General features: G+C 61.2%; 17 protein-coding genes. 11 read left to right on the top strand and 6 right to left on the bottom strand.

What is annotated here, in order from left to right; all coding sequences use genetic code 11:
- The first annotated feature begins 85 nt into the window (after positions 1–85).
- The 5 genes from clpX to BM416_RS17355 all read left to right on the top strand — a co-directional run bounded on the left by clpX (position 86) and on the right by BM416_RS17355 (position 7,079).
- Complete coding sequence (clpX, locus tag BM416_RS17375; RefSeq protein ID WP_003238279.1) at positions 86–1,369, top strand: ATP-dependent Clp protease ATP-binding subunit ClpX; 1,284 nt, start codon at positions 86–88, stop codon at positions 1,367–1,369.
- 162 nt (positions 1,370–1,531) lie between these two features.
- Positions 1,532–3,928 (top strand): endopeptidase La, encoded by a 2,397-nt coding sequence (lon, locus tag BM416_RS17370; protein WP_065940151.1) that lies wholly within the window; start codon positions 1,532–1,534, stop codon positions 3,926–3,928.
- Between the two features lie 149 nt (positions 3,929–4,077).
- Positions 4,078–4,350 (top strand): HU family DNA-binding protein, encoded by a 273-nt coding sequence (locus BM416_RS17365; RefSeq protein ID WP_003174819.1) that lies wholly within the window; start codon positions 4,078–4,080, stop codon positions 4,348–4,350.
- 230 nt (positions 4,351–4,580) lie between these two features.
- Complete coding sequence (locus tag BM416_RS17360; protein ID WP_092488865.1) at positions 4,581–6,455, top strand: SurA N-terminal domain-containing protein; 1,875 nt, start codon at positions 4,581–4,583, stop codon at positions 6,453–6,455.
- Between the two features lie 99 nt (positions 6,456–6,554).
- Positions 6,555–7,079, top strand: coding sequence for a GNAT family N-acetyltransferase (locus BM416_RS17355; protein WP_092488864.1), 525 nt, complete (start codon positions 6,555–6,557; stop codon positions 7,077–7,079).
- Here the strand turns inward: BM416_RS17355 and BM416_RS17350 are convergent.
- Positions 7,026–8,231, bottom strand: a complete 1,206-nt coding sequence (locus BM416_RS17350; RefSeq protein WP_092488863.1) for an MFS transporter — start codon at positions 8,229–8,231, stop codon at positions 7,026–7,028. The genes BM416_RS17355 and BM416_RS17350 overlap by 54 nt on opposite strands.
- 118 nt (positions 8,232–8,349) lie before the next feature.
- Here BM416_RS17350 and BM416_RS17345 point away from each other — a divergent pair, with 118 nt between their 5' ends.
- Positions 8,350–9,246: a LysR family transcriptional regulator gene (locus BM416_RS17345; protein WP_092488862.1), complete on the top strand. Its 897-nt coding sequence runs from the start codon at positions 8,350–8,352 to the stop codon at positions 9,244–9,246.
- 89 nt (positions 9,247–9,335) lie between these two features.
- Positions 9,336–10,115: a DUF2242 domain-containing protein gene (locus tag BM416_RS17340; protein ID WP_092488861.1), complete on the top strand. Its 780-nt coding sequence runs from the start codon at positions 9,336–9,338 to the stop codon at positions 10,113–10,115.
- 1 nt (position 10,116) lies between these two features.
- On the opposite strand, the gene aceE is transcribed toward BM416_RS17340, so the two are convergent.
- Positions 10,117–12,777 carry a pyruvate dehydrogenase (acetyl-transferring), homodimeric type gene (aceE, locus tag BM416_RS17335; protein ID WP_092488860.1) on the bottom strand — a complete coding sequence of 887 codons (2,661 nt, stop codon included), beginning with the start codon at positions 12,775–12,777 and terminating at the stop codon, positions 10,117–10,119.
- A gap of 145 nt (positions 12,778–12,922) precedes the next feature.
- Between aceE and BM416_RS17330 the strand changes: the two genes are divergently transcribed.
- Positions 12,923–13,399 carry a MarR family winged helix-turn-helix transcriptional regulator gene (locus tag BM416_RS17330; protein ID WP_027606249.1) on the top strand — a complete coding sequence of 159 codons (477 nt, stop codon included), beginning with the start codon at positions 12,923–12,925 and terminating at the stop codon, positions 13,397–13,399.
- A gap of 26 nt (positions 13,400–13,425) precedes the next feature.
- Positions 13,426–13,683 (top strand): hypothetical protein, encoded by a 258-nt coding sequence (locus BM416_RS30410; RefSeq protein WP_139237758.1) that lies wholly within the window; start codon positions 13,426–13,428, stop codon positions 13,681–13,683.
- 8 nt (positions 13,684–13,691) lie between these two features.
- Here the strand turns inward: BM416_RS30410 and BM416_RS17325 are convergent, their stop codons facing one another.
- Positions 13,692–14,726, bottom strand: coding sequence for an AraC family transcriptional regulator (locus BM416_RS17325; RefSeq protein ID WP_092488859.1), 1,035 nt, complete (start codon positions 14,724–14,726; stop codon positions 13,692–13,694).
- A gap of 4 nt (positions 14,727–14,730) precedes the next feature.
- Positions 14,731–15,861, bottom strand: coding sequence for a carbon-nitrogen hydrolase family protein (locus tag BM416_RS17320; RefSeq protein ID WP_092357682.1), 1,131 nt, complete (start codon positions 15,859–15,861; stop codon positions 14,731–14,733).
- Positions 15,862–16,072: 211 nt separating this feature from the next.
- On the opposite strand from BM416_RS17320, the gene BM416_RS17315 reads away from it, so the two are divergent.
- On the top strand, positions 16,073–18,112 hold the full coding sequence (locus BM416_RS17315; RefSeq protein WP_092488858.1) for an NADPH-dependent 2,4-dienoyl-CoA reductase: 2,040 nt from the start codon (positions 16,073–16,075) through the stop codon (positions 18,110–18,112).
- A 57-nt stretch (positions 18,113–18,169) separates the two neighbouring features.
- Entirely contained in the window at positions 18,170–19,060 is an 891-nt protein-coding gene (locus tag BM416_RS17310; protein ID WP_092488857.1) for a 1-aminocyclopropane-1-carboxylate deaminase/D-cysteine desulfhydrase, read from the top strand.
- Here BM416_RS17310 and BM416_RS17305 read toward each other — a convergent pair.
- Together BM416_RS17305 and phnX are read right to left on the bottom strand one after the other, a co-directional pair.
- Positions 19,050–19,607, bottom strand: coding sequence for a cytochrome b (locus BM416_RS17305; RefSeq protein WP_092488856.1), 558 nt, complete (start codon positions 19,605–19,607; stop codon positions 19,050–19,052). The two genes, BM416_RS17310 and BM416_RS17305, sit on opposite strands and share 11 nt — an antisense overlap.
- Positions 19,608–19,854: 247 nt before the next feature.
- Positions 19,855–20,682, bottom strand: a complete 828-nt coding sequence (gene phnX / locus BM416_RS17300) for a phosphonoacetaldehyde hydrolase (protein WP_092488855.1) — start codon at positions 20,680–20,682, stop codon at positions 19,855–19,857.
- Positions 20,683–20,701: the final 19 nt, after the last annotated feature.

The following is a 20,701-nucleotide window of genomic DNA, read 5'->3' as shown; positions in this document are numbered from 1 at the left end:
GGGTTTCCCGATCACCTGCGGGCTTGAAAAAGCCCGCATAAGCCTTCATCTTGTGTTGCAAGCCTATCGGATTTGGATCGAACGAATGACTGACACCCGCAACGGCGAGGACAACGGCAAGCTGCTCTATTGCTCCTTCTGTGGCAAAAGCCAGCATGAAGTGCGCAAATTGATTGCCGGCCCCTCGGTCTTTATCTGCGACGAGTGCGTCGACCTGTGCAATGACATCATCCGTGAGGAGGTGCAGGAAGCCCAGGCCGAAAGCAGCGCGCATAAATTGCCTTCGCCTAAAGAAATCAGCGGCATCCTTGATCAGTATGTGATTGGTCAAGAGCGTGCAAAGAAGGTTCTGGCCGTAGCGGTATACAACCACTACAAGCGCTTGAACCAGCGTGACAAGAAAGGCGACGAAGTCGAACTCGGCAAGAGCAACATCTTGCTGATCGGTCCTACAGGCTCGGGTAAGACCCTGCTTGCAGAAACCCTCGCTCGCCTGCTGAACGTTCCGTTCACCATCGCCGACGCCACCACCCTCACCGAGGCTGGCTACGTGGGCGAAGATGTCGAGAACATCATTCAGAAACTGCTGCAGAAGTGCGACTACGATGTAGAGAAGGCCCAGATGGGTATTGTCTACATCGACGAAATCGACAAGATCTCGCGCAAGTCCGACAACCCGTCGATCACCCGGGACGTTTCCGGTGAAGGCGTGCAGCAGGCCCTGTTGAAACTGATCGAAGGCACGGTTGCTTCCGTACCGCCACAAGGCGGCCGCAAGCACCCGCAGCAGGAATTCCTTCAGGTTGATACGCGCAACATCCTGTTTATCTGTGGCGGTGCATTCTCCGGCCTGGAGAAGGTTATTCAGCAACGGTCTACCCGTGGCGGCATCGGTTTCAGTGCAGAAGTGCGCAGCAAGGAAGAAGGCAAGAAGGTGGGCGAGTCCCTGCGTGAAGTCGAGCCTGACGATCTGGTCAAGTTCGGTCTGATCCCGGAATTCGTTGGCCGTCTGCCGGTCCTGGCCACGTTGGACGAGTTGGATGAGGCGGCTCTGATTCAGATCCTCACCGAACCGAAAAACGCCCTGACCAAGCAATACGCCAAGTTGTTCGAGATGGAAGGTGTGGACCTCGAGTTCCGTACCGACGCGCTCAAATCGGTGGCCAAGCGGGCACTGGAGCGCAAGACCGGTGCGCGTGGCCTGCGTTCGATCCTCGAAGGTGTATTGCTCGACACCATGTACGAAATCCCCTCGCAGTCCGAGGTGAGTAAAGTGGTGATCGACGAAAGCGTTATAGAAGGTAAGTCCAAGCCACTGTATATCTACGAAAACAGTGAGCCGACTGCCAAGGCTGCGCCAGACGCGTAAGCGTTTCGCAGTTTTGGTACACACAAAGGGGCCTTTAGGGGCTCCTTTGTTTTTCATAAGGATTTTTACTGTGTGTAACTGCCAGCATTGAGCTTGTTTTTTTTACACGCAGCCCCCATCTTGGTTTCAAGCTTATTTTTCAACTGTCATAGAGGCGAAATCATGAAGACAACCATCGAATTGCCTCTCCTGCCGTTGCGTGATGTCGTCGTCTATCCGCACATGGTTATCCCGCTGTTCGTGGGGCGCGAGAAGTCTATCGAAGCCCTCGAGGCCGCGATGACGGGCGACAAGCAGATCCTGCTGTTGGCCCAGAAAAATCCTGCCGATGATGATCCAGGCGAAGATGCCCTGTATCGCGTCGGCACCATTGCCACTGTCCTGCAACTGCTCAAGCTGCCCGATGGCACCGTCAAGGTGCTGGTGGAAGGCGAGCAGCGCGGCGCGGTAGAGCGTTTCATGGAAGTGGACGGCCACCTGCGCGCCGAAGTGGTGCTGATCGACGAAGTCGAGGCCCCTGAGCGCGAGTCCGAAGTGTTTGTGCGCAGCCTGCTCTCGCAGTTCGAGCAGTACGTGCAGTTGGGCAAGAAAGTCCCGGCTGAAGTCCTGTCTTCCCTCAATAGCATCGATGAGCCAAGCCGCCTGGTCGACACCATGGCCGCGCACATGGCGCTGAAGATCGAGCAGAAGCAGGACATCCTCGAAATCATTGACCTGTCGGCCCGTGTCGAACACGTGCTGGCGTTGCTGGACGCTGAAATCGACCTGCTCCAGGTCGAGAAGCGCATCCGGGGTCGTGTCAAAAAACAAATGGAGCGCAGCCAGCGCGAGTACTACCTGAATGAGCAGATGAAGGCCATTCAAAAGGAACTCGGCGACAGCGAAGAAGGCCACAACGAAATCGAAGAGCTGAAAAAGCGCATCGATGCCGCCGGTCTGCCGAAAGACGCCCTGACCAAAGCCACTGCCGAGTTGAACAAGCTCAAGCAGATGTCGCCGATGTCCGCCGAAGCCACCGTGGTGCGCTCGTACATCGACTGGCTGGTGCAGGTGCCGTGGAAGGCTCAGACCAAGGTACGCCTGGACCTGGCCCGTGCCGAAGATATCCTTGATGCCGACCACTATGGCCTTGAAGAGGTCAAGGAACGCATCCTCGAATACCTCGCCGTGCAGAAGCGCGTGAAGAAGATTCGTGGCCCGGTGCTGTGCCTGGTTGGCCCGCCTGGGGTAGGTAAAACTTCCCTGGCCGAGTCCATCGCCAATGCCACCAACCGTAAATTCGTGCGCATGGCCCTCGGTGGTGTGCGCGATGAGGCGGAAATTCGTGGCCATCGCCGGACTTACATCGGTTCGATGCCAGGAAGATTGATTCAAAAAATGACAAAGGTGGGTGTGCGCAACCCGCTGTTCCTGCTCGATGAAATCGACAAAATGGGCAGCGACATGCGTGGCGATCCGGCATCGGCCTTGCTGGAAGTGCTCGACCCTGAGCAGAACCACAATTTCAACGACCATTACCTGGAGGTCGACTACGACCTGTCCGACGTAATGTTCCTGTGCACCTCCAATTCCATGAACATCCCGCCGGCATTGCTGGACCGGATGGAGGTGATTCGTCTGCCGGGTTACACCGAAGACGAGAAGATCAACATCGCCGTCAAATACCTCGCGCCCAAGCAGATTTCGGCCAATGGCCTGAAGAAGGGCGAGATCGAATTCGACGTCGAGTCGATCCGCGACATCGTGCGCTACTACACCCGCGAGGCCGGTGTACGGGGACTTGAGCGCCAGATCGCGAAGATTTGCCGCAAGGCGGTCAAGGAGCATGCGCTGGAAAAACGCTTCTCGGTGAAGGTCACGGCCGACGCGCTTGAGCACTTCCTGGGTGTGCGTAAATTCCGTTACGGCCTGGCAGAACAGCAGGATCAGGTAGGGCAGGTGACTGGCCTGGCGTGGACCCAGGTGGGCGGCGAATTGCTGACCATCGAAGCTGCGGTGATCCCCGGCAAGGGCCAGTTGATCAAGACCGGCTCCCTCGGTGACGTGATGGTCGAATCCATTACCGCCGCGCAGACCGTGGTGCGCAGCCGCGCCAGGAGCCTGGGGATCCCCCTGGACTTCCACGAGAAGCACGACACCCACATCCACATGCCGGAAGGGGCTACACCGAAAGATGGCCCCAGCGCTGGCGTAGGCATGTGCACGGCCCTGGTATCGGCATTGACCGGCATACCGGTGCGCGCCGATGTCGCGATGACCGGGGAAATCACCCTGCGTGGCCAGGTATTGGCCATTGGTGGCCTGAAAGAGAAATTGCTGGCGGCACACCGCGGTGGCATCAAGACCGTGATCATTCCTGAAGAGAATGTTCGCGACTTGAAGGAAATTCCCGACAATATCAAGCAGGATCTTCAGATTAAACCGGTTAAATGGATTGACGAGGTCCTGCAAATTGCGCTGCAATACGCGCCGGAGCCCTTGCCGGATGTGGCTCCGGAGATAGTTGCAAAGGACGAAAAACGAGAGTCTGATTCCAAGGAAAGAATTAGCACGCATTAATGTGAATAAGCCTGGGGGCTTCCTTGACAGCTTTTTAGAGCCCTTGTTATAAAGCGGCTCTTAAGTGTCTGTAGGCCATTCAGCACTGGTTTTTGCTGTTTACCAAAAAACTTAGAATCATACTCAATAGATATATAAGGGGACTTAGAGTGAACAAGTCGGAACTGATTGATGCTATCGCTGCATCCGCTGATATCCCGAAAGCTGCTGCCGGCCGTGCGCTGGATGCAGTAATCGAATCCGTCACTGGCGCTCTGAAGGCCGGCGACTCCGTGGTACTGGTAGGCTTCGGTACTTTCTCTGTGACTGACCGCCCAGCTCGCACTGGCCGTAACCCACAGACTGGCAAAGCACTGCAAATCGCTGCTGCCAAGAAACCAGGTTTCAAAGCCGGTAAAGCCCTGAAAGAAGCGGTTAACTAAGCTTCGATCAAGCCTTTGCTACCCGGGTCGGACGCAGGTCTGGCCTGGCAGCGGAGCGACAGCTGACCCAAGTATCCATCGGGTCGCCAAGCCGGGGGTGTAGATTCAACCCCCCGCCCGCTCCGCCAGTTACGAGAAGGCGCATCCTCGGATGCGCCTTTCTTCTATCCGGACTCTACCCACGCTCCACGGTTGCCAATTTTTGAAGTTCAACCGTTTCTGGGGGACGCATGCTGCAAAATATCAGGGACAATTCACAAGGCTGGATTGCCAAGACCATTATCGGGATCATCGTCGCATTGATGGCGTTCACCGGTATCGAGGCCATTTTCCAGGCTTCGACCAACACCAAGCAGGACGTGGCCAAGGTCAACGGTGAGGAAATCACCCAGACTGAACTGAGCCAGGCCGTCGACATGCAACGTCGCCAGCTGATGCAACAGCTGGGCAAGGATTTCGATGCTTCACTGCTGGACGAAAAACTGCTGCGCGAAGCGGCCCTCAAGGGCCTGATCGATCGCAAGCTGCTGCTGCAAGGCGCCGCCGACTCCAAGTTTGGCTTCTCTGAAGCTGCACTGGACCAGGTGATCCTGCAGACGCCGGAATTCCAGGTGGACGGCAAGTTCAACGCCGAACGCTTTGACCAGGTGATCCGTCAGCTGGGCTACAGCCGTCTGCAGTTCCGTCAGATGCTGACCCAGGAAATGCTGATCGGCCAGGTGCGCGCAGGCATCGCCGGCAGCGGTTTCGTGACCGACGCCGAAGTGCTGGCATTCGCCCGTCTGGAAAAGCAGACCCGCGATTTCGCTACCGTCAATATCAAGGCCAACCCTGCTGCGGTGAAACTCACCGACGACGAGGTCAAGGCTTACTATGACCAGCACGCCAAGGAGTTCATGACCCCGGACCAGGTGGTCATCGACTACCTGGAACTGAAGAAGTCTTCCTTCTTCGACCAGGTCAGCGTCAAGGACGATGAACTGCAGGCTGCCTATCAGAAAGAAACCGCCAACCTCGCTGAACAGCGTCGTGCGGCGCACATCCTGATTGAAGTCAACGACAAGGTCACCGACGCGCAAGCCAAGGCCAAGATCGAAGAAATCCAGGCGCGCCTGGCCAAGGGTGAGAAGTTCGAGGCCCTGGCCAAGGAGTTCTCCCAGGATCCAGGTTCGGCCAACAATGGCGGTGACCTCGGCTTTGCCGGCCCTGGCGTCTACGACCCGGACTTCGAAACCGCCTTGTACGCCTTGAACAAGGACCAGGTATCGGCGCCGGTGCGCAGCACCTTCGGTTGGCACTTGATCAAGCTGTTGGGCGTTGAAGCACCGCAAGTGCCGACGTTCGCCAGCCTGAAAGACAAGCTGACCCGCGAGCTCAAGACCCAGCAGGTCGAGCAGCGTTTTGTCGAAGCGACCAAGCAATTGGAAGATGCGGCATTCGAAGCCTCCGATCTGGCCCAACCGGCGTCTGACCTGAAACTGACCGTACACACCTCCGCGCCGTTTGGTCGTGAGGGCGGTGACGGTGTTGCGGCCAACCGCGCCGTGGTCACCGCTGCATTCAGCCCGGAAGTGCTGGATGAGGGTGCCAACAGCAGCGCCATCGAGCTGGACCCGGAAACCATCATCGTGCTGCGTGCCAAAGAGCACCGCAAACCGGCGCAACTGCCGCTGGAAAGCGTTGCTGCGGCGATTCGCACACAGATGGCCAAGGAGCGCGCCAGCGCGGCTGCCAAGACTCACGCTGACGAGCTGATCGCCAGCCTGCGTGATGGCAAGACCCCGCTGAACCAGCCGGTCGACGGCCAGGCCTGGAAAGTCACTGAAGCGGCTACCCGTAGCCAGGAAGCGATTGACCCGGCCGTGCTGCAAGCCCTGTTCCGCATGCCCAAGCCTGCGGCCAAGGACAAGCCGACCTTCACCACCGTGACCCTGGCTGATGGCAGCCTGGTGATCGTGCGCTTGAACGGCGTCAACGAAGCGGCTGCCCCAACGGACGAAGAAAAGGCGCAATACCGCCGCTTCCTCGCTTCCCGTGTCGGCCAGCAGGACTTCGCGGCGTACCGCAAGCAGTTGGAAACCAAGGCTGATATCAAGAAGTACTGATGTCGCTTTGAACAAGAAGCCCCCGGCCTGAAAAGACCGGGGGCTTTTTTATGTGCGCTAGACTGGGTACTCGGTATCGTCGACCCAGGAGTTCCAAGCGTGTTGATTCAAGGAATGGATGGCTTGCTGATCCGCCGCGCCAGCGTGGCGGATGTTCCTGCCGTGCTGCAGGTGTTCGACGAGGTGATCGCCTGGTTCGTTGGCAGGGGCAATACCCATCAGTGGGGCACCGAGCCCTGGTCGGGGTCGCCCCGGCGGGTCGCGCAAGTGGCTGAAGCCTGCGCGTTGCCCGGGGCCTGGGTTGTCGAGGACCCCGAGGGGCATCTCCGAGGAGCGCTGGTGTTGGGCGATCCGATGCCTTATGTACCGTCGGCGACTGAGCCCGAGGTGTATGTGCGCCTGTTGATTGCCGCGCGTGATCCCCGTGTTCGCGGCCTTGGGCGGCGCATGATGGCCTTTGCCGATGACCAGGCCCGCGCAGCAGGAGTCACGCGTTTGCGTGTGGACTGCTATGGCGGTGGGACAGGGGATCTGGTGCGCTTTTATGAGTCCTGTGGCTACCAGCGCATTTCAACGTTCGACTTGGCGGGTTGGCCGGGCCAACTGCTGGGGCGCCGTCTGTGATGCACCGGCCCAGGCCAGCAGCATCAGAAGCACAACCGCCCATGGAAAGGCCGTGACGCCCCAACCTTGAAGCAATACGCCACCCACCAGGCCGCCGCCGGCTATCCCCAGGTTCCACACGGTCACCAGCATGGATTGTGCGGCATCCGCCGACTCGCCCGCCGATTGGGCCAGTGCGGTTTGCAGCAATGCCGGCAAACCGCCGAACGCCAGGCCCCATAACGCCACGGCGATATAGATGACTGCCGGCACATTGATCCACAACGCCAGCGCCAGGGCGATCAGGCCAAACAGCGCACAGCTGATCAGCAGCAAGGCGCGCAGCCACCGGTCAATCAATACACCTGCCAGCCAGATGCTCAGCACCGCCGAGAGGCCGAATACCAGCAGCACTCGGTCAACGTCCACCTCAATCCCGGCGGGCACCAGCAACGGGGCGATGTAGGTGTACAGAATGTTGTGGGCCAGCACGTAGGTAAACGTCACCCATAGCACCGGACGAATGCCCGGCAGGTTCAGCACCTGGCGCAGCCCCAGGCGTTTATCCGCCCGTTCGCCGGCAAAGTCCGGCAGTTGCCAGCGTGCCCAGGCGAGTAGCACCAAGGTCAGCCCGGTCATGATCGCAAAGCTCAGGCGCCAGCCAACGGCGGTGCCGAGGAAGGTACCTGCGGGTACACCCAGCGACAGCGCCAGCGGTGCACCCAGCATCGCCACGGCAATGGCGCGACCTTGCAGGTGTGGCGCCACCATTCGGCTCGCATACCCCGCCAGCAACGCCCACAGCAACCCGGCGAAGACCCCGGCAAAAAAGCGTGCCACCAGGGTCAGCCCGTAATGGCTGGACAGCGCGGTTACGCTGTTGACCAGGGCAAAGCCGCCAATGGCCAGCAGCAGCAAGGGCCGCCTGCGCCAGCCACGGGTCAGCAGCGTCAGGGGGATGGCGGCCAGCAGGGAGCCAAGGGCGTAGAGGGTAACCAATTGGCCGACCAAGGCGGGCGACACGCCCAGGCCTTCGCCCATCTGCGGCAGAAGCCCGGCGGGCATGGCTTCGGTGAGGATGGTGATAAAGCCGGCGCTGGCCAGGGCCAGTAGACCGCCCAGGGGCAATGAGTCCCGCTGGGCTGATGCGCTGATTGAAGGGCTGCTGCTCATGAGGGTTTATCCAGGTAAAAGGGCAAGCAGGCAGAGTAGGGGGCTGTGACTGGCGGAAAAACAGGCTAAGGTTCCGAACTTATCGGACGCCGATGTCCGTAATTGCTGGAGGCAGATCATGGACAGCTTGGGCAGCCTGTCGGTATTTGTGCAGGTGGCGCAGACGCTCAGCTTCACCGCCGCCGGCCGCGTGCTGGGGGTGTCGTCGTCGGCCGTGGGCAAAAGCATTGCGCGGATGGAAGAGCGCCTGGGCGTGCGGCTGTTTCACCGCAGCACGCGCAGTATCACCTTGACCAGTGAAGGCGCGCTGTTCCTTGAGCGCTCGCGGCGGATTCTCGCTGAGGTGGAAGCGGCCGAGCAGGAGCTGATGGACGCCGCTGCAACGCCACGGGGCAAGTTGCGCATCAGTGTGCCGCAGGTGCGCGGCTTGTTGATGCCGGTGCTCAGTGACTTTATGCGCGCCTACCCGGAGATCGAGTTGGATGTGGATTTCTCCGACCGTATGGTGGACGTGATCGAGGAAGGTTTCGATGCGGTGATTCGCACCGGCAAGCCGGAAGATTCGCGCTTGATGGCCCGCCACCTGGGCCACTACCAGTTGGTACTCGTCGCCACGCCGGGCTACTTCGCCCAACACGGCACGCCGCAGCAACCACAGGACCTCAATGGCCACGCCTGCCTGCGCCACAAGTTCTGCGCCACGGGCAAGCTCGAGCCCTGGCCGTTGCGCCTTGCCCCGGGGGCTGCGGAACCGCTGTTGCGTACGCCGCTGGTCAGCACCACCATCGAGTCCCTCAAGCATGTGGTGCTCGAGGGCTTGGGCATTGCCTGCCTGCCGGACTACATGGTCAACCAGGCCGTGGACGAGGGGCGCTTGCAACGGGTGCTGGATGATTACCTGGAACATCGGGGCAGTTTCTGGATGTTGTGGCCCGGTCGCCATACCTCGACCAAGGTACGCGTGTTTATTGACCATATGTGCGCCGGGCTTTTTCCTGCAGGCCCCGGTTCGTAGCCCTGTGACGTTTTACCGACAGGAATGCGCGCGCCAAGGCCTCGTTCTGTTGCACAATACCGCCCAGACCGTTTTCCTCAGGATTATCAATGTCGACATCATTCCACTTGCGTAGCCTCGGGCTGGCGCTGGTGCTGGCGGGCGCCGCGGGCTGCTCGTCACCCAAGACCGCTATTTATGAACATGAGAACTTCGACGACTCCGGTACATTTTCCCGGGATTACCCGGTTACCGATGTAGCGGCGTGCGAGGCCGCGCGGCGCGCCTTGCTGAGCCAGGGCTACATCATCACCAGCAGCGATCCGAAACTGGTCGTGGGTAACAAGAGCTTCCAGCAGACCGGCGAAACGCACCTTCAGATCAGCTTCAACGTGGTCTGCGCCGATGATGGCAAAGGCAAGAACCACTCGACGATGTTCGCCAATGCCCTGCAGGATCGTTATGCGCTGAAGAAGGTCAACAACTCCGCAAGCCTGGGCGTGGGCGTGCTGGGGTCGGTGTCGATGCCGATCGGCTCTACCGATGACTCGATGGTGAAGGTGGCCAGTGAGACGGTGTCCGCGCCGAAGTTCTACGACCGTTACTTTGCGTTGGTGGATGTGTTCCTGCCACAGGAAGTGAAGAAGGCCGAGCATATCCCCGAGCAGCCCAAGGCCGACCTCGGTGTGCCGGAGCCGAAGGCCGCACCGGCTGCAGAGAAAGTCGAGGCGCCGAAGGAAGAGCCTGCACCGGCTGCCTCGGAGCCGGTTGTGCCCGCGCCTGAGGCTGCACCGATTGCGCCGCAGGCCGAGCCCGCACCCGCTGCCACCACGCCGGACCTGCCGCCGCCGACAGAAGCGATTCCGCCCCTGCCGACGCCTGCGCAGTAAATCAAACCGCTACAGGGTCGGCCTTGTCGACGTTGATCCCGTAGCGTTTGATCGCTTCACTGACCTTGTCGTGACCGATCACGCCGTCATCCGCCAGTGCCTTCAGGGCAGCCAGGGCGATGAAGTGGCGATCCACCTCAAAGAACACGCGCAAGGCTTCCCGGGTGTCTGATTGCCCGAAGCCATCAGTGCCCAGGGCCACAAAGCGTCGGCCCGGCACGAACGGACGGATCTGATCGGCGAACAGCTTCACATAGTCCGTCGCCACCACCACTGGCCCGGTTTGCCCGGCCAGGCATTGCTCTACATAACTCACGCGAGGCTCGCTTTCCGGGTGCAGCAGGTTCCAGCGTTCGGCTGCATGCCCGTCACGGCGCAACTCGGTGAGGCTGGTCACGCTCCACACGTTGCTGTGCACGCCGAAGTCGGTGGCCAGCAGTTCAGCGGCGGCGATCACTTCTCGCAGGATCGAACCACTGCCCATCAATTGCACTTGTGCCTGAGGGTTGGCGCTGAGCCGGTACATACCCTTGAGAATGCCGTCTTCCACGCCTTCGGGCATCGCCGGGTGCGGGTAGTTTTCGTTGAGCAGGGTGATGTAGTAGTAGATGTCCTCTTGCTCCAGGTACATCCGCCGCATGCCCTCGCGGATAATCACCGCCAGTTCGTAGGCAAAGGTCGGGTCATAGGACACGCAGCACGGAATCACCGATGACAGGATATGGCTATGGCCATCGTCATGCTGCAGGCCTTCGCCCATCAGCGTGGTGCGCCCGGCCGTGGCACCCAGCAGGAAACCACGCGCGCGTGCATCGCCCGCCGCCCAGGCCAGGTCGCCGACGCGCTGGAAGCCGAACATCGAATAGAAGATATAGAACGGCACGGTCATCAGGCCGTGGTTGCTGTAGGACGTACTCGCCGCTATCCACGAGGAAATGGCGCCGGACTCATTCAAGCCTTCCTGCATGATCTGTCCGTCCTTGCTCTCCTTGTAATAGCTCAGTTGCCCGGAGTCCTGTGGGGTGTAGAGCTGGCCGACGGCGGAGTGGATGCCGATCTGACGGAACAGGCTTTCCATGCCGAAGGTGCGTGATTCGTCCGGCACGATGGGCACGATCAGCTTGCCCAGGTGCGGATCTTTCAGCAGGGTGCCGAGGATGCGCACGAAGGCCATGGTGGTTGATATCGCGCGCTCGCCAGTGTCCTTGAGCTGAGTGGCGAAGGCGCTCAGTTCGGGGATCTGCAACGGTTCGACCGCCGTGTGGCGCGCGGGTACATAGCCGCCCAGGGCCTGGCGACGCGCGGCGAAGTAACGGGCTTCTTCGCTGTCGGCGGTGGGCTTGAGGTACGGAATTTCAGCCAGTTGCTCATCGGGCACTTCCAGGCCGAAGCGGTCGCGGAAGGCTTTGACGGCATCGGCGCCCATCTTTTTCAGTTGGTGATTGATGTTCTGGCCTTCGCCGGCTTCGCCCATGCCAAAGCCCTTGACGGTCTTTGCCAGGATCACCGTCGGTTGGCCGCTGTGGCGCACGGCGGCGGCATAGGCGTTGTAGACCTTGTCCGGGTCATGGCCGCCCCGTGAGAGTTTCCAGATATCGTCGTCGGACAGGTCTGCAACCAGTGCCAGCAACTCCGGGTATTTGCCGAAGAAATGTTCGCGCACGTAGGCGCCGTTCTGGGATTTGTAGTTCTGGTAGTCGCCGTCCACGCACTCCATCATGCGTTGGCGCAGCAGGCCGCTGCTGTCTTTTTCCAGCAGTGCATCCCAGCCACCACCCCAGATCACTTTGATCACATTCCAGCCAGCGGCGCGGTACAGGCTTTCGAACTCCTGGATCACCTTGGCATTGCCGCGTACCGGGCCGTCCAGGCGTTGCAGGTTGCAGTTGACCACGAAGATCAGGTTATCGAGTTTCTCGCGCCCGGCCAGGGAAATGGCGGCCAGGGATTCCGGTTGGTCCATTTCGCCATCACCGAGGAATGCCCAGACCTTGCGGCCCTGGTGTTGCTTGAGGTCACGAAACTCCAGGTAGCGCATAAAGCGCGCCTGATAGGCCGCCGTGATCGGCCCGAGGCCCATGGACACGGTGGGAAATTGCCAGAAGTCCGGCATCAGCCGTGGGTGGGGGTAGGACGAAATGCCCTCGCCACCGGCTTCGCGGCGGAAGTTATCCAGGTGTGCTTCGCTGATGCGGCCTTCGAGGTAGGCACGGCCGTAGATGCCTGGCGAGGAGTGGCCCTGGATGTACACCAGGTCGCCGTCGAAACTGTCGGTGCGGCCACGGAAGAAATGGTCGAAACCTACGTCGTACAGCACAGCGGCTGAGGCATAAGTGGCGATATGCCCACCCACACCGGAGTGTTTACCTGCACGCAATACCATGGCCATGGCGTTCCAGCGGATAAACGCATTGATACGGCGTTCGATGACCAGGTTGCCGGGGTAGGGCAACTGGCGTTCCACCGGGATAGTGTTGACGTAAGGCGTGGTCACCCGCCCGTAGAAGTCACCATGCCGCGCCACGTCGAAATCCAGCAACTGATCGATCAGGTAATGGGCGCGCGGGCGGCCTTCGGTGGACAGCACCGATTCGATGGACTCCAGCCACTCGCGGGTTTCCTGTGGATCGACGTCGCGTCCGACTGCGTTATTCGAGGTCATGTAAGGCTCCAGGGTAGGCGGATTTCAAGTGACGGGCTCCTTGTGGGAGTGTTGTCAAAGTTGTTGCAATTGCAACTACATGGCCGAATCTAGCGCGGGATGAGCTACTATTGCAACCTTCTTGAAATCCGCCGGATGGTGTTGCATGTCGTCGAAAGAGCCTGATGTATGGTTCCGTTTTGTCAGGGCCCACAGGACGGTCATCCGCGAAATCGAGCGCCGCCTGGCGGCCGCCGACTTGCCGCCTTACGCCTGGTACGACGCTTTATGGGGCCTGGAAAGCGGCCCCGAAGGCACCCGCCGCATGCACGAATTGGCCGATGTGCTGGCCATCGAGCGCTATAACCTCACGCGCCTGGTAGATCGCCTGGAAAAGGACGGCCTGGTGCTGCGTTCACGTTCCGACGGCGATGGGCGCGCGGCCTTTGCGTCGATCACCGATGCCGGCCGGGCGTTGCGTAAAAAAATGTGGAAGATCTACGAAAGTACGGTGGACGAGTTGTTCCTGTCGCAGATCGAACCGCAGCAGCGCCAGGCGTTTGCCGAGGCGTTGGAGCGTACCGCCGGGATGGCGGTGGAGGCGGGTGTCCAAACCCGTGGTCGACGCAAGTCTGAAACTTGATGCATTCCATTTCAGTGCATCCCTGATTGCAATCGCGCCTCAAAACCCCGGTGCTAAATCCGCATTACGCTGCTACGTTTAATCCTGGAGTGCAGGAACGTCATGACGTCGACATTTTTTCGTCATCACGGCACTTTAGGCTGGCTGTGCAGGTCATTTACCTGCAGCCGCTTTTAATTCAAAACAAGGAGCCCACCATGGACGAATATCAGGAAGAACTGCTGGAGTACCAGGCCTTTGAACTGGATCCTCTGGATCCGGCCGATGACGCCACCGAGCTGTAAGACCGACTTCAGGCGGAATGCCGCTGACTGCGGCGAAATTCCCCTGGGGTCTGGTTGTTCCATCGCCTGAACGCCCGTTGAAACGCCTGGGCCGAGGCAAAACCGAGCAAGTAGGCGATTTCGCCGAATGCCAGTTCCGTATCGCGAATGTAGGTCATGGCCAGGTCGCGGCGGGTATCGTTGAGAATCGCGCGAAACTGTGTGCCTTCTTCGGCCAGTTTGCGGCGCAGTGTCCAGGTCGGCAGCTTCAAGCGCGCCGCCACTTCTTCCAGGTCGGGTTCCCGGCCGCCATTGAGCATCGGCCCGAGCAAGCGGGTAATGCGCTCGCGCAGGCTGCGGGTGCGGGTCAATTGCTCCAGTTCCCGTTCACACAGTTGCAGCAACAAGTGCCAGGTACTCGGACAATGCTGCGGGTTGCGCAGGGCCAGGGTTTGCTGGCTCAGGCGCAGTTGATTGGCGTCGGCGCCGAACTGGATCGGGCCATCGCCCAGCACCGCGTACTGTTCGCTGTAGTCCGGCATTGCAAATTCGATTTCAATCCGCTGCGCCTGCACCGTTTGCTGGGCCAGGCTCGACAGTTGCTGCAGCCAGCCGGCGATGATCGAGTCCACCACGAAGCGGTTGTAGGCGTTATAGGGGCTGATGGAATAGAACCGCAGCCAGGCGCCTTCGGCGTCCTCGTGGAAACTCGATTGCCCGCGATAGTTGGAGCCGTACAGCGCTTCGAAGCGGGTCAGGGTGCGCGCCGCCTCGCGCACATTGGGCGCCTGGGCCGCGGTGACCCCGGCCAGGCCGGCCTGGCTCAGGCGGCTGAGCTGGCCCATGCGCAGGCCCAGGCCGGGGTCGCCGGTGAGTTGGATGGCCGCATGGCCCAGGCGCATATAACGCGGGATCGACAAGCGTGCACCCGCTTCGGCGAGGCGCGCGGGGTCGAGGCCGTATTGCAGCAGCAGCGGTTGCGGGTCGAGGCCGTGGCTGTGGATCGCGTCGGCCAGGGTGTGCACGAAGCCCACCGACAAATCACCCAGGCGCACCGGCTTCACGGCGTTACAGCCAGATATTCAGCAGGCGCGCGCCACGGGCGTCGCCGTCGGCGCTGATCTGCCCGTTGCTGCTGAGAAAACTGTGCCCGGCCGTGCCCAGGTCCCAGAACTGCCCACGCAGGAATACGCTCATGCCAGCGGTTGCCTGGCTGACGGGTTGCTGGCTGATCAGCGTCAGGCGTCGCCAGGCCTCACCTTCGCTGAGCTCTTCAGGCTTGAGGCTGATTTCCGGCGGCGTGGACACGCTCTTGAAGCCGCGCCATGGTCGATCCCAGGTATCGCGACCGAGCACAAAGGCCGGCACCGCAATCAATTGCGCACCTTGCTCGTTGAGCTTGCGATAGTTGTCCGGGTACCAGCTGTCACTGCCGACCAACACGCCGAGGCGCCCGGCCGGGGTGTCGACCACGCTGACGATGTTTTCGTCACCGGGTTCGATAAAACCGCGTTCATCGTAGATCGGATAAAGCTGGCGCTGGGGATCGCCGAGTGGCAAGCCGTCCGCCGCGAACACCACGCTGGCGTTGTACAAGGCGCCATGGCCGACCTGCAGTTGGCCCTGGCTGACGCTGGGGTTGGGCAGGGCGATGGAGCCGGCCACCAGCGTGACGCCAAACTCCTTGGCCAGGCCGCCGAACAGCACCTGATAGTCCCGCGCCATGCCGGAGGCTTTCATACGCAGGTAGGCGTCATCGGTGCGGTTATCGCCGGTTGCGCTGATCCAGGCACGGGCAAACAGCAGTGGGTTGCTGACCGACAGCCAGTTCATCGCATCCTTCACGTGCAGCGCCTGGTACACCTCATTTTTTTCACCGGTCAACATCAGCCAGGTGCCGATATGTTCGGGCAGCACCACGATGGTTTTTTCGTTGATCAATCCCTGGTCCCGGGCCTTTTGCAGGTAGGCCGCGAGCTTCAGGTGCAGGCGTTCCAGGCTCTGGTAATCGGCGGGAAACAGCTCCGGCTGGATGCCCAGCAAGTTGCCGCGATCGGCGGGCAAGCCTTCGTTGACGGCGAGGGTGATGCGCAGGTCCGACAGGTAATGCCCCACGGGGCGCTCCTGGGTCCAGACCAGATACGCGGCGACGGCGGCAACCAGGGCCATGGAGACGGTAAAAGCGAGAAGTTTACGCATGGGGCAACAGACAACAGACCGGGTGCAGGGTTCGCGACTAGGGTAGGGCCCCGGCAGCGGCTTGCCAAGGGGCGCTGTGCATTTGGATCAATAACTTGTCAGTTTCAGTCATTGAGCCGTCGTCCACCGCCTCTTAGTCTGTGGGACATAAACCGATGGGGTGCCATTCGAGCCCTCCACGTCCCGTGATGATCCGTTGTGGAGCTGTACCATGACCGCTGCTGCCTACCCGCACCTGCTGGCCCCGTTGGACCTGGGTTTTACCACCTTGCGCAACCGCACCCTGATGGGCTCGATGCACACGGGCCTGGAAGAAAAACCCGGTGGTTTCGAGCGCATGGCGGCCTACTTTGCCGAGCGTGCCCGTGGTGGCGTCGGGCTGATGGTCACCGGCGGCATTGGCCCGAATGATGAAGGCGGGGTGTACTCCGGCGCGGCCAAGCTCACCACCGAAGAAGAAGCGCAGAAGCACAAGATCGTCACGCAGGCCGTGCATGAGGCGGGCGGCAAGATCTGCATGCAGATCCTCCACGCCGGCCGTTATGCCTACAGCCCCAAGCAGGTTGCGCCGAGTGCGATCCAGGCGCCGATCAACCCGTTCAAGCCCAAGGAGCTGGACGAGGAAGGCATCGAGAAGCAGATCCAGGATTTTGTCACCTGTTCGCTGCTGGCCCAGGTCGCCGAGTACGACGGCGTGGAAATCATGGGGTCCGAAGGCTACTTCATTAACCAGTTCCTCGCCGCCCACACCAACCACCGCACCGACCGTTGGGGCGGCAGCTACGAAAACCGCATGCGCCTGGCGGTGGAGATCGTGCGCCGCGTGCGCGAAGCCGTTGGCCCGAACTTCATCATTATCTTCCGTCTGTCGATGCTCGACCTGGTGGAAGGCGGCAGCACCTGGGAAGAAATCGTGCAGCTGGCCAAGGCCATCGAGCAGGCCGGCGCGACCATCATCAACACCGGCATCGGCTGGCACGAAGCGCGTATCCCGACCATCGCCACCAAAGTACCCCGTGGCGCGTTCAGCAAAGTCACGGCCAAATTGCGCGGTGCGGTGCGGATCCCGCTGATCACCACCAACCGCATCAACACACCGGAGATTGCCGAGCAGATCCTCGCCGAAGGCGATGCCGACATGGTCTCGATGGCGCGGCCTTTCCTCGCCGACCCGGAGTTCGTCAACAAGGCCGCCGCCGGCCGCGCCGATGAAATCAACACCTGCATCGGCTGCAACCAGGCCTGCCTGGACCACACCTTTGGCGGCAAGTTGACCACCTGCCTGGTCAACCCGCGGGCCTGCTATGAAACCGAACTCAACTACCTGCCGGTCAAGCAGATCAAGAAAATCGCCGTGGTCGGCGCCGGCCCCGCAGGCCTGGCCGCCGCCACCGTGGCGGCTGAGCGTGGCCACCAGGTGACACTGTTCGATTCGGCCAGTGAGATCGGCGGCCAATTCAATATCGCCAAGCGCGTACCGGGCAAGGAAGAGTTTTTCGAGACCCTGCGCTACTTCAATCGCAAGTTGCAGACCACCCACGTCGAGCTGTGTCTCAACACCCGGGTCGACACCGCACAACTGGTGGCGGGCGGTTACGACGAGATCATCCTGGCCACCGGCATTGCGCCGCGCACGCCGGCGATTCCGGGGGTTGAAAACGCCAAAGTGCTGAGCTACCTGGACGTGATCCTAGAGCGCAAGCCGGTGGGCAAGCGCGTCGCGGTGATCGGCGCCGGCGGCATTGGTTTTGACGTGTCGGAATTCCTTGTGCACCAGGGCGTGTCCACCAGCCTCGACCGCGAAGCGTTCTGGAAGGAATGGGGCATCGACACCCAGTTGCAAGCCCGTGGCGGCGTGGCCGGGATCAAGCCGCAACCCCACGCCCCGGCCCGTGACGTGTTCCTGTTGCAACGCAAGGCTTCCAAGGTCGGCGATGGCCTGGGCAAGACCACCGGCTGGATCCACCGTACCGGCTTGAAGAACAAGCGCGTGCAGATGCTTAACAGCGTCGAGTACCTGAAGATCGACGATGACGGCCTGCATATCCGCATCGGCGCCGAGGGTGAGCCGCAGCTGCTGGCCGTGGACAACATCGTCATCTGCGCCGGGCAAGACCCGCTGCGCGAGTTGCAGGACGACTTGGTCGCAGCGGGGCAGAACGTGCACCTGATCGGCGGCGCCGATGTGGCGGCCGAGCTGGATGCCAAGCGCGCCATCAACCAAGGCTCGCGCCTCGCCGCCGAGCTGTAAGACGACGCAAGGGGCGGTGTTAGACTACCGCCCCTTTTTCCATGCAGATGCCGCCCGATGGGTCCCTTTGACTGGCTTCCCCACGCCCCCCTTGAAGCCATGCAGCTCGATTGGCTCAATGGCGTCGAGTTGGCCGTGCTGCGCCTGGACCGCATCGACCCGCTGATCAGCGGCAACAAGTGGTTCAAGCTCACCGAACATCTGGCCCAGGCACGACAGGCCGGTGCCAACGGCATCATCAGCCTTGGCGGGGCGTACTCCAACCATCTTCACGCGCTGGCAGCGGCGGGCAAGCGTTTTGGCTTCCCCACTGTCGGCCTGTTGCGTGGTCATCCCCACGACACACCCACCGTCCTCGACCTGAAAGCCTGTGGCATGCACCTGCATTGGCTGGGCTACGGCGGCTATCGCGCGCGCCATGAGCCGGGTTTCTGGCTGCCGTGGCGCGAGAACTATCCCGATTTTTACCCCGTGCCCGAAGGCGGTGGCGGGATGGCCGGGGCATTGGGATGCGGGGGCTTGATCGAGCAGGCACGCAGGCAATTGAGCACCGTGGACTGGGCCGATTACGACGCCTGGTGGTTGGCGGCAGGCACCGGTACGACGTTGGCGGGTTTGGTCCTGGCAGAGGCGGGCGCGCATCCGGTGTACGGCGCCATGGCGGTACCGGATGATCATGGCGTGGCGCAGAACGTGAGTGCCCTGGTGCAGGGCGGTTATGAATTGCTGGACGCCAGCCGGGGTGGCTTTGGGAAGGTTGATCCGCTATTGCTCGAGTTTATCGAGAGCACTGAACAGGCCTGCGGTGTACCGCTGGAGCCGCTCTATACCGGCAAGGCGTTGCTGGCGTTGAAGCAGCAGATCGAGGCCGGGCGGTTCGTGCCCGGCACTCGCCTGATCTTTTTGCATACCGGCGGCTTGCAGGGCCGCCGAGGGTTTACAGCCTAGCGCGCCTACCCGGCATCATCCGCAGCGCCGTATTGTCGCGCATCACATAGTGATGAAAGATCCCCGCCAACGCATGCAGGCCAATCAGCCAGTAACCGACCTTGCCGAACCACACATGCCAGCCTTCAATCTCTTTGGCCAGCGCCTTGTTTTCAGCGATCAGCGGCGGCAACTCGATCCCGTAAAACATCACCGAATGCCCCTCGGCACTGACGATCAGCCACCCCGCAATCGGCATGCCGATCATCAAGGCGTACAGCGCGAAGTGCATCAGCGTGGCGAGCAGGCTTTGCCATTGCGGCGGGGCGGGGACGATCCTGGGGGCAACCCCCAGGCTGCGCGCGAACAGGCGCAGCCACACCAGCACAAACACGGTGAGGCCGAACATAAAATGCATCTCGACGATCAACGTCCGTGCACCGCTGCCTTTGGGGAACTGTCCGCGTAACTCAATGCAGGCGTAGACCACCGCCAGCAGCACCACCATCAACCAGTGCAGCGCAATCGACATGGTGCTGTAGCGCGTATCGGAATTTTTCCACGGCATCGCTGGGTTCCTCACTCATCAGGGCAAATCTGTGGCGAGGGAGCTTGCTCCCGTTGGACTGCGTAGCAGTCCCCTTCTTTGTCAGCAAAGAGCGGGGCCGCTTCGTGCCTCAGCAGGAGCAAGTTCCTTCTCGCCACAGGTACAGTTTCTTCACGGAACAACATTGCGCTCTTAGGTGACGCAGTGAGTTAACTGTAAGCCTGTTTTGTGCGGTTTGCCCGGCGCGATGCCGTTGTCTTGACCTCTATCAGTCGCTTTGCGGCATTTCGCCACGGGCCAGGCGCTGGTTGATGTCGGCGATGACGGCCGGCAGGTCGGTAATGGTGTCGATCAGGTAGTGGGGGCGCGAGCCTTCGAACATCGCTTCGATACGCGTGCGTTCGCTGGCCAGCGTCGCGGCGTCGAGGGCGCGGAACTGCGCGTAGGTCAGGCCCAGGGCATTGCCGGAGCAGGTCAGGGCCACGGTCCACATCCCGGCGCGACGGCCTTCGAGGATGCCCGGCACCGTGTCGTCGACCTTGACGCACGCCGCCACATCGTCGATGCCCAGGGCGATCACGTTGGCGAGTGCCTGGGCTGGCCATGGGCGGCCGTTGGGCACTTCGTCGGTGGCGACCACGTGGTCGGCGACGTAGCCGTTGGTGGCGGCCAGGGCGACCACTTTGTCCATGACTTGCTTGGGATAGCCCGAGCAGGAGCCGATCTTGATGCCTTGCCCGCGCAGCTGGCCGATGGTGTCGAGGGCGCCGGGGATCAGCGCCGAGTGTTCGGCGATCTTCTCGATCTGCAACGGCATGAAGCGCTGGTAGATGGCGGTCACGTCGTCATCGGTGGGCGTGCGGCCGAACGCCTGGCGGTAGCGCTCGGCGACTTGCGGCTGGTCGCACAGGGTGCGGATATGGTCCCACTTGCCCATGCCCATCGGGCCACGGGCTTCTTCGATGGATACCTGCACATCGAACTCGGCGAAGGCCTCGACGAAAATCTGCGTGGGGGCGAAGGAGCCGAAGTCGACCACGGTGCCGGCCCAGTCGAGGATGACGGCCTGGAGGGTGTTGGGGTTTTGATAGTTCATGGTTCAGATCCTGTGGGTA

The organism is Pseudomonas sp. NFACC42-2, assembly GCF_900116055.1.
GTDB classification, from domain to species: Bacteria; Pseudomonadota; Gammaproteobacteria; order Pseudomonadales; family Pseudomonadaceae; genus Aquipseudomonas; species Aquipseudomonas marginalis.
Note: the sequence above shows the minus strand (reverse complement) of the source record. Positions and strands in the feature narration are given on the sequence as shown.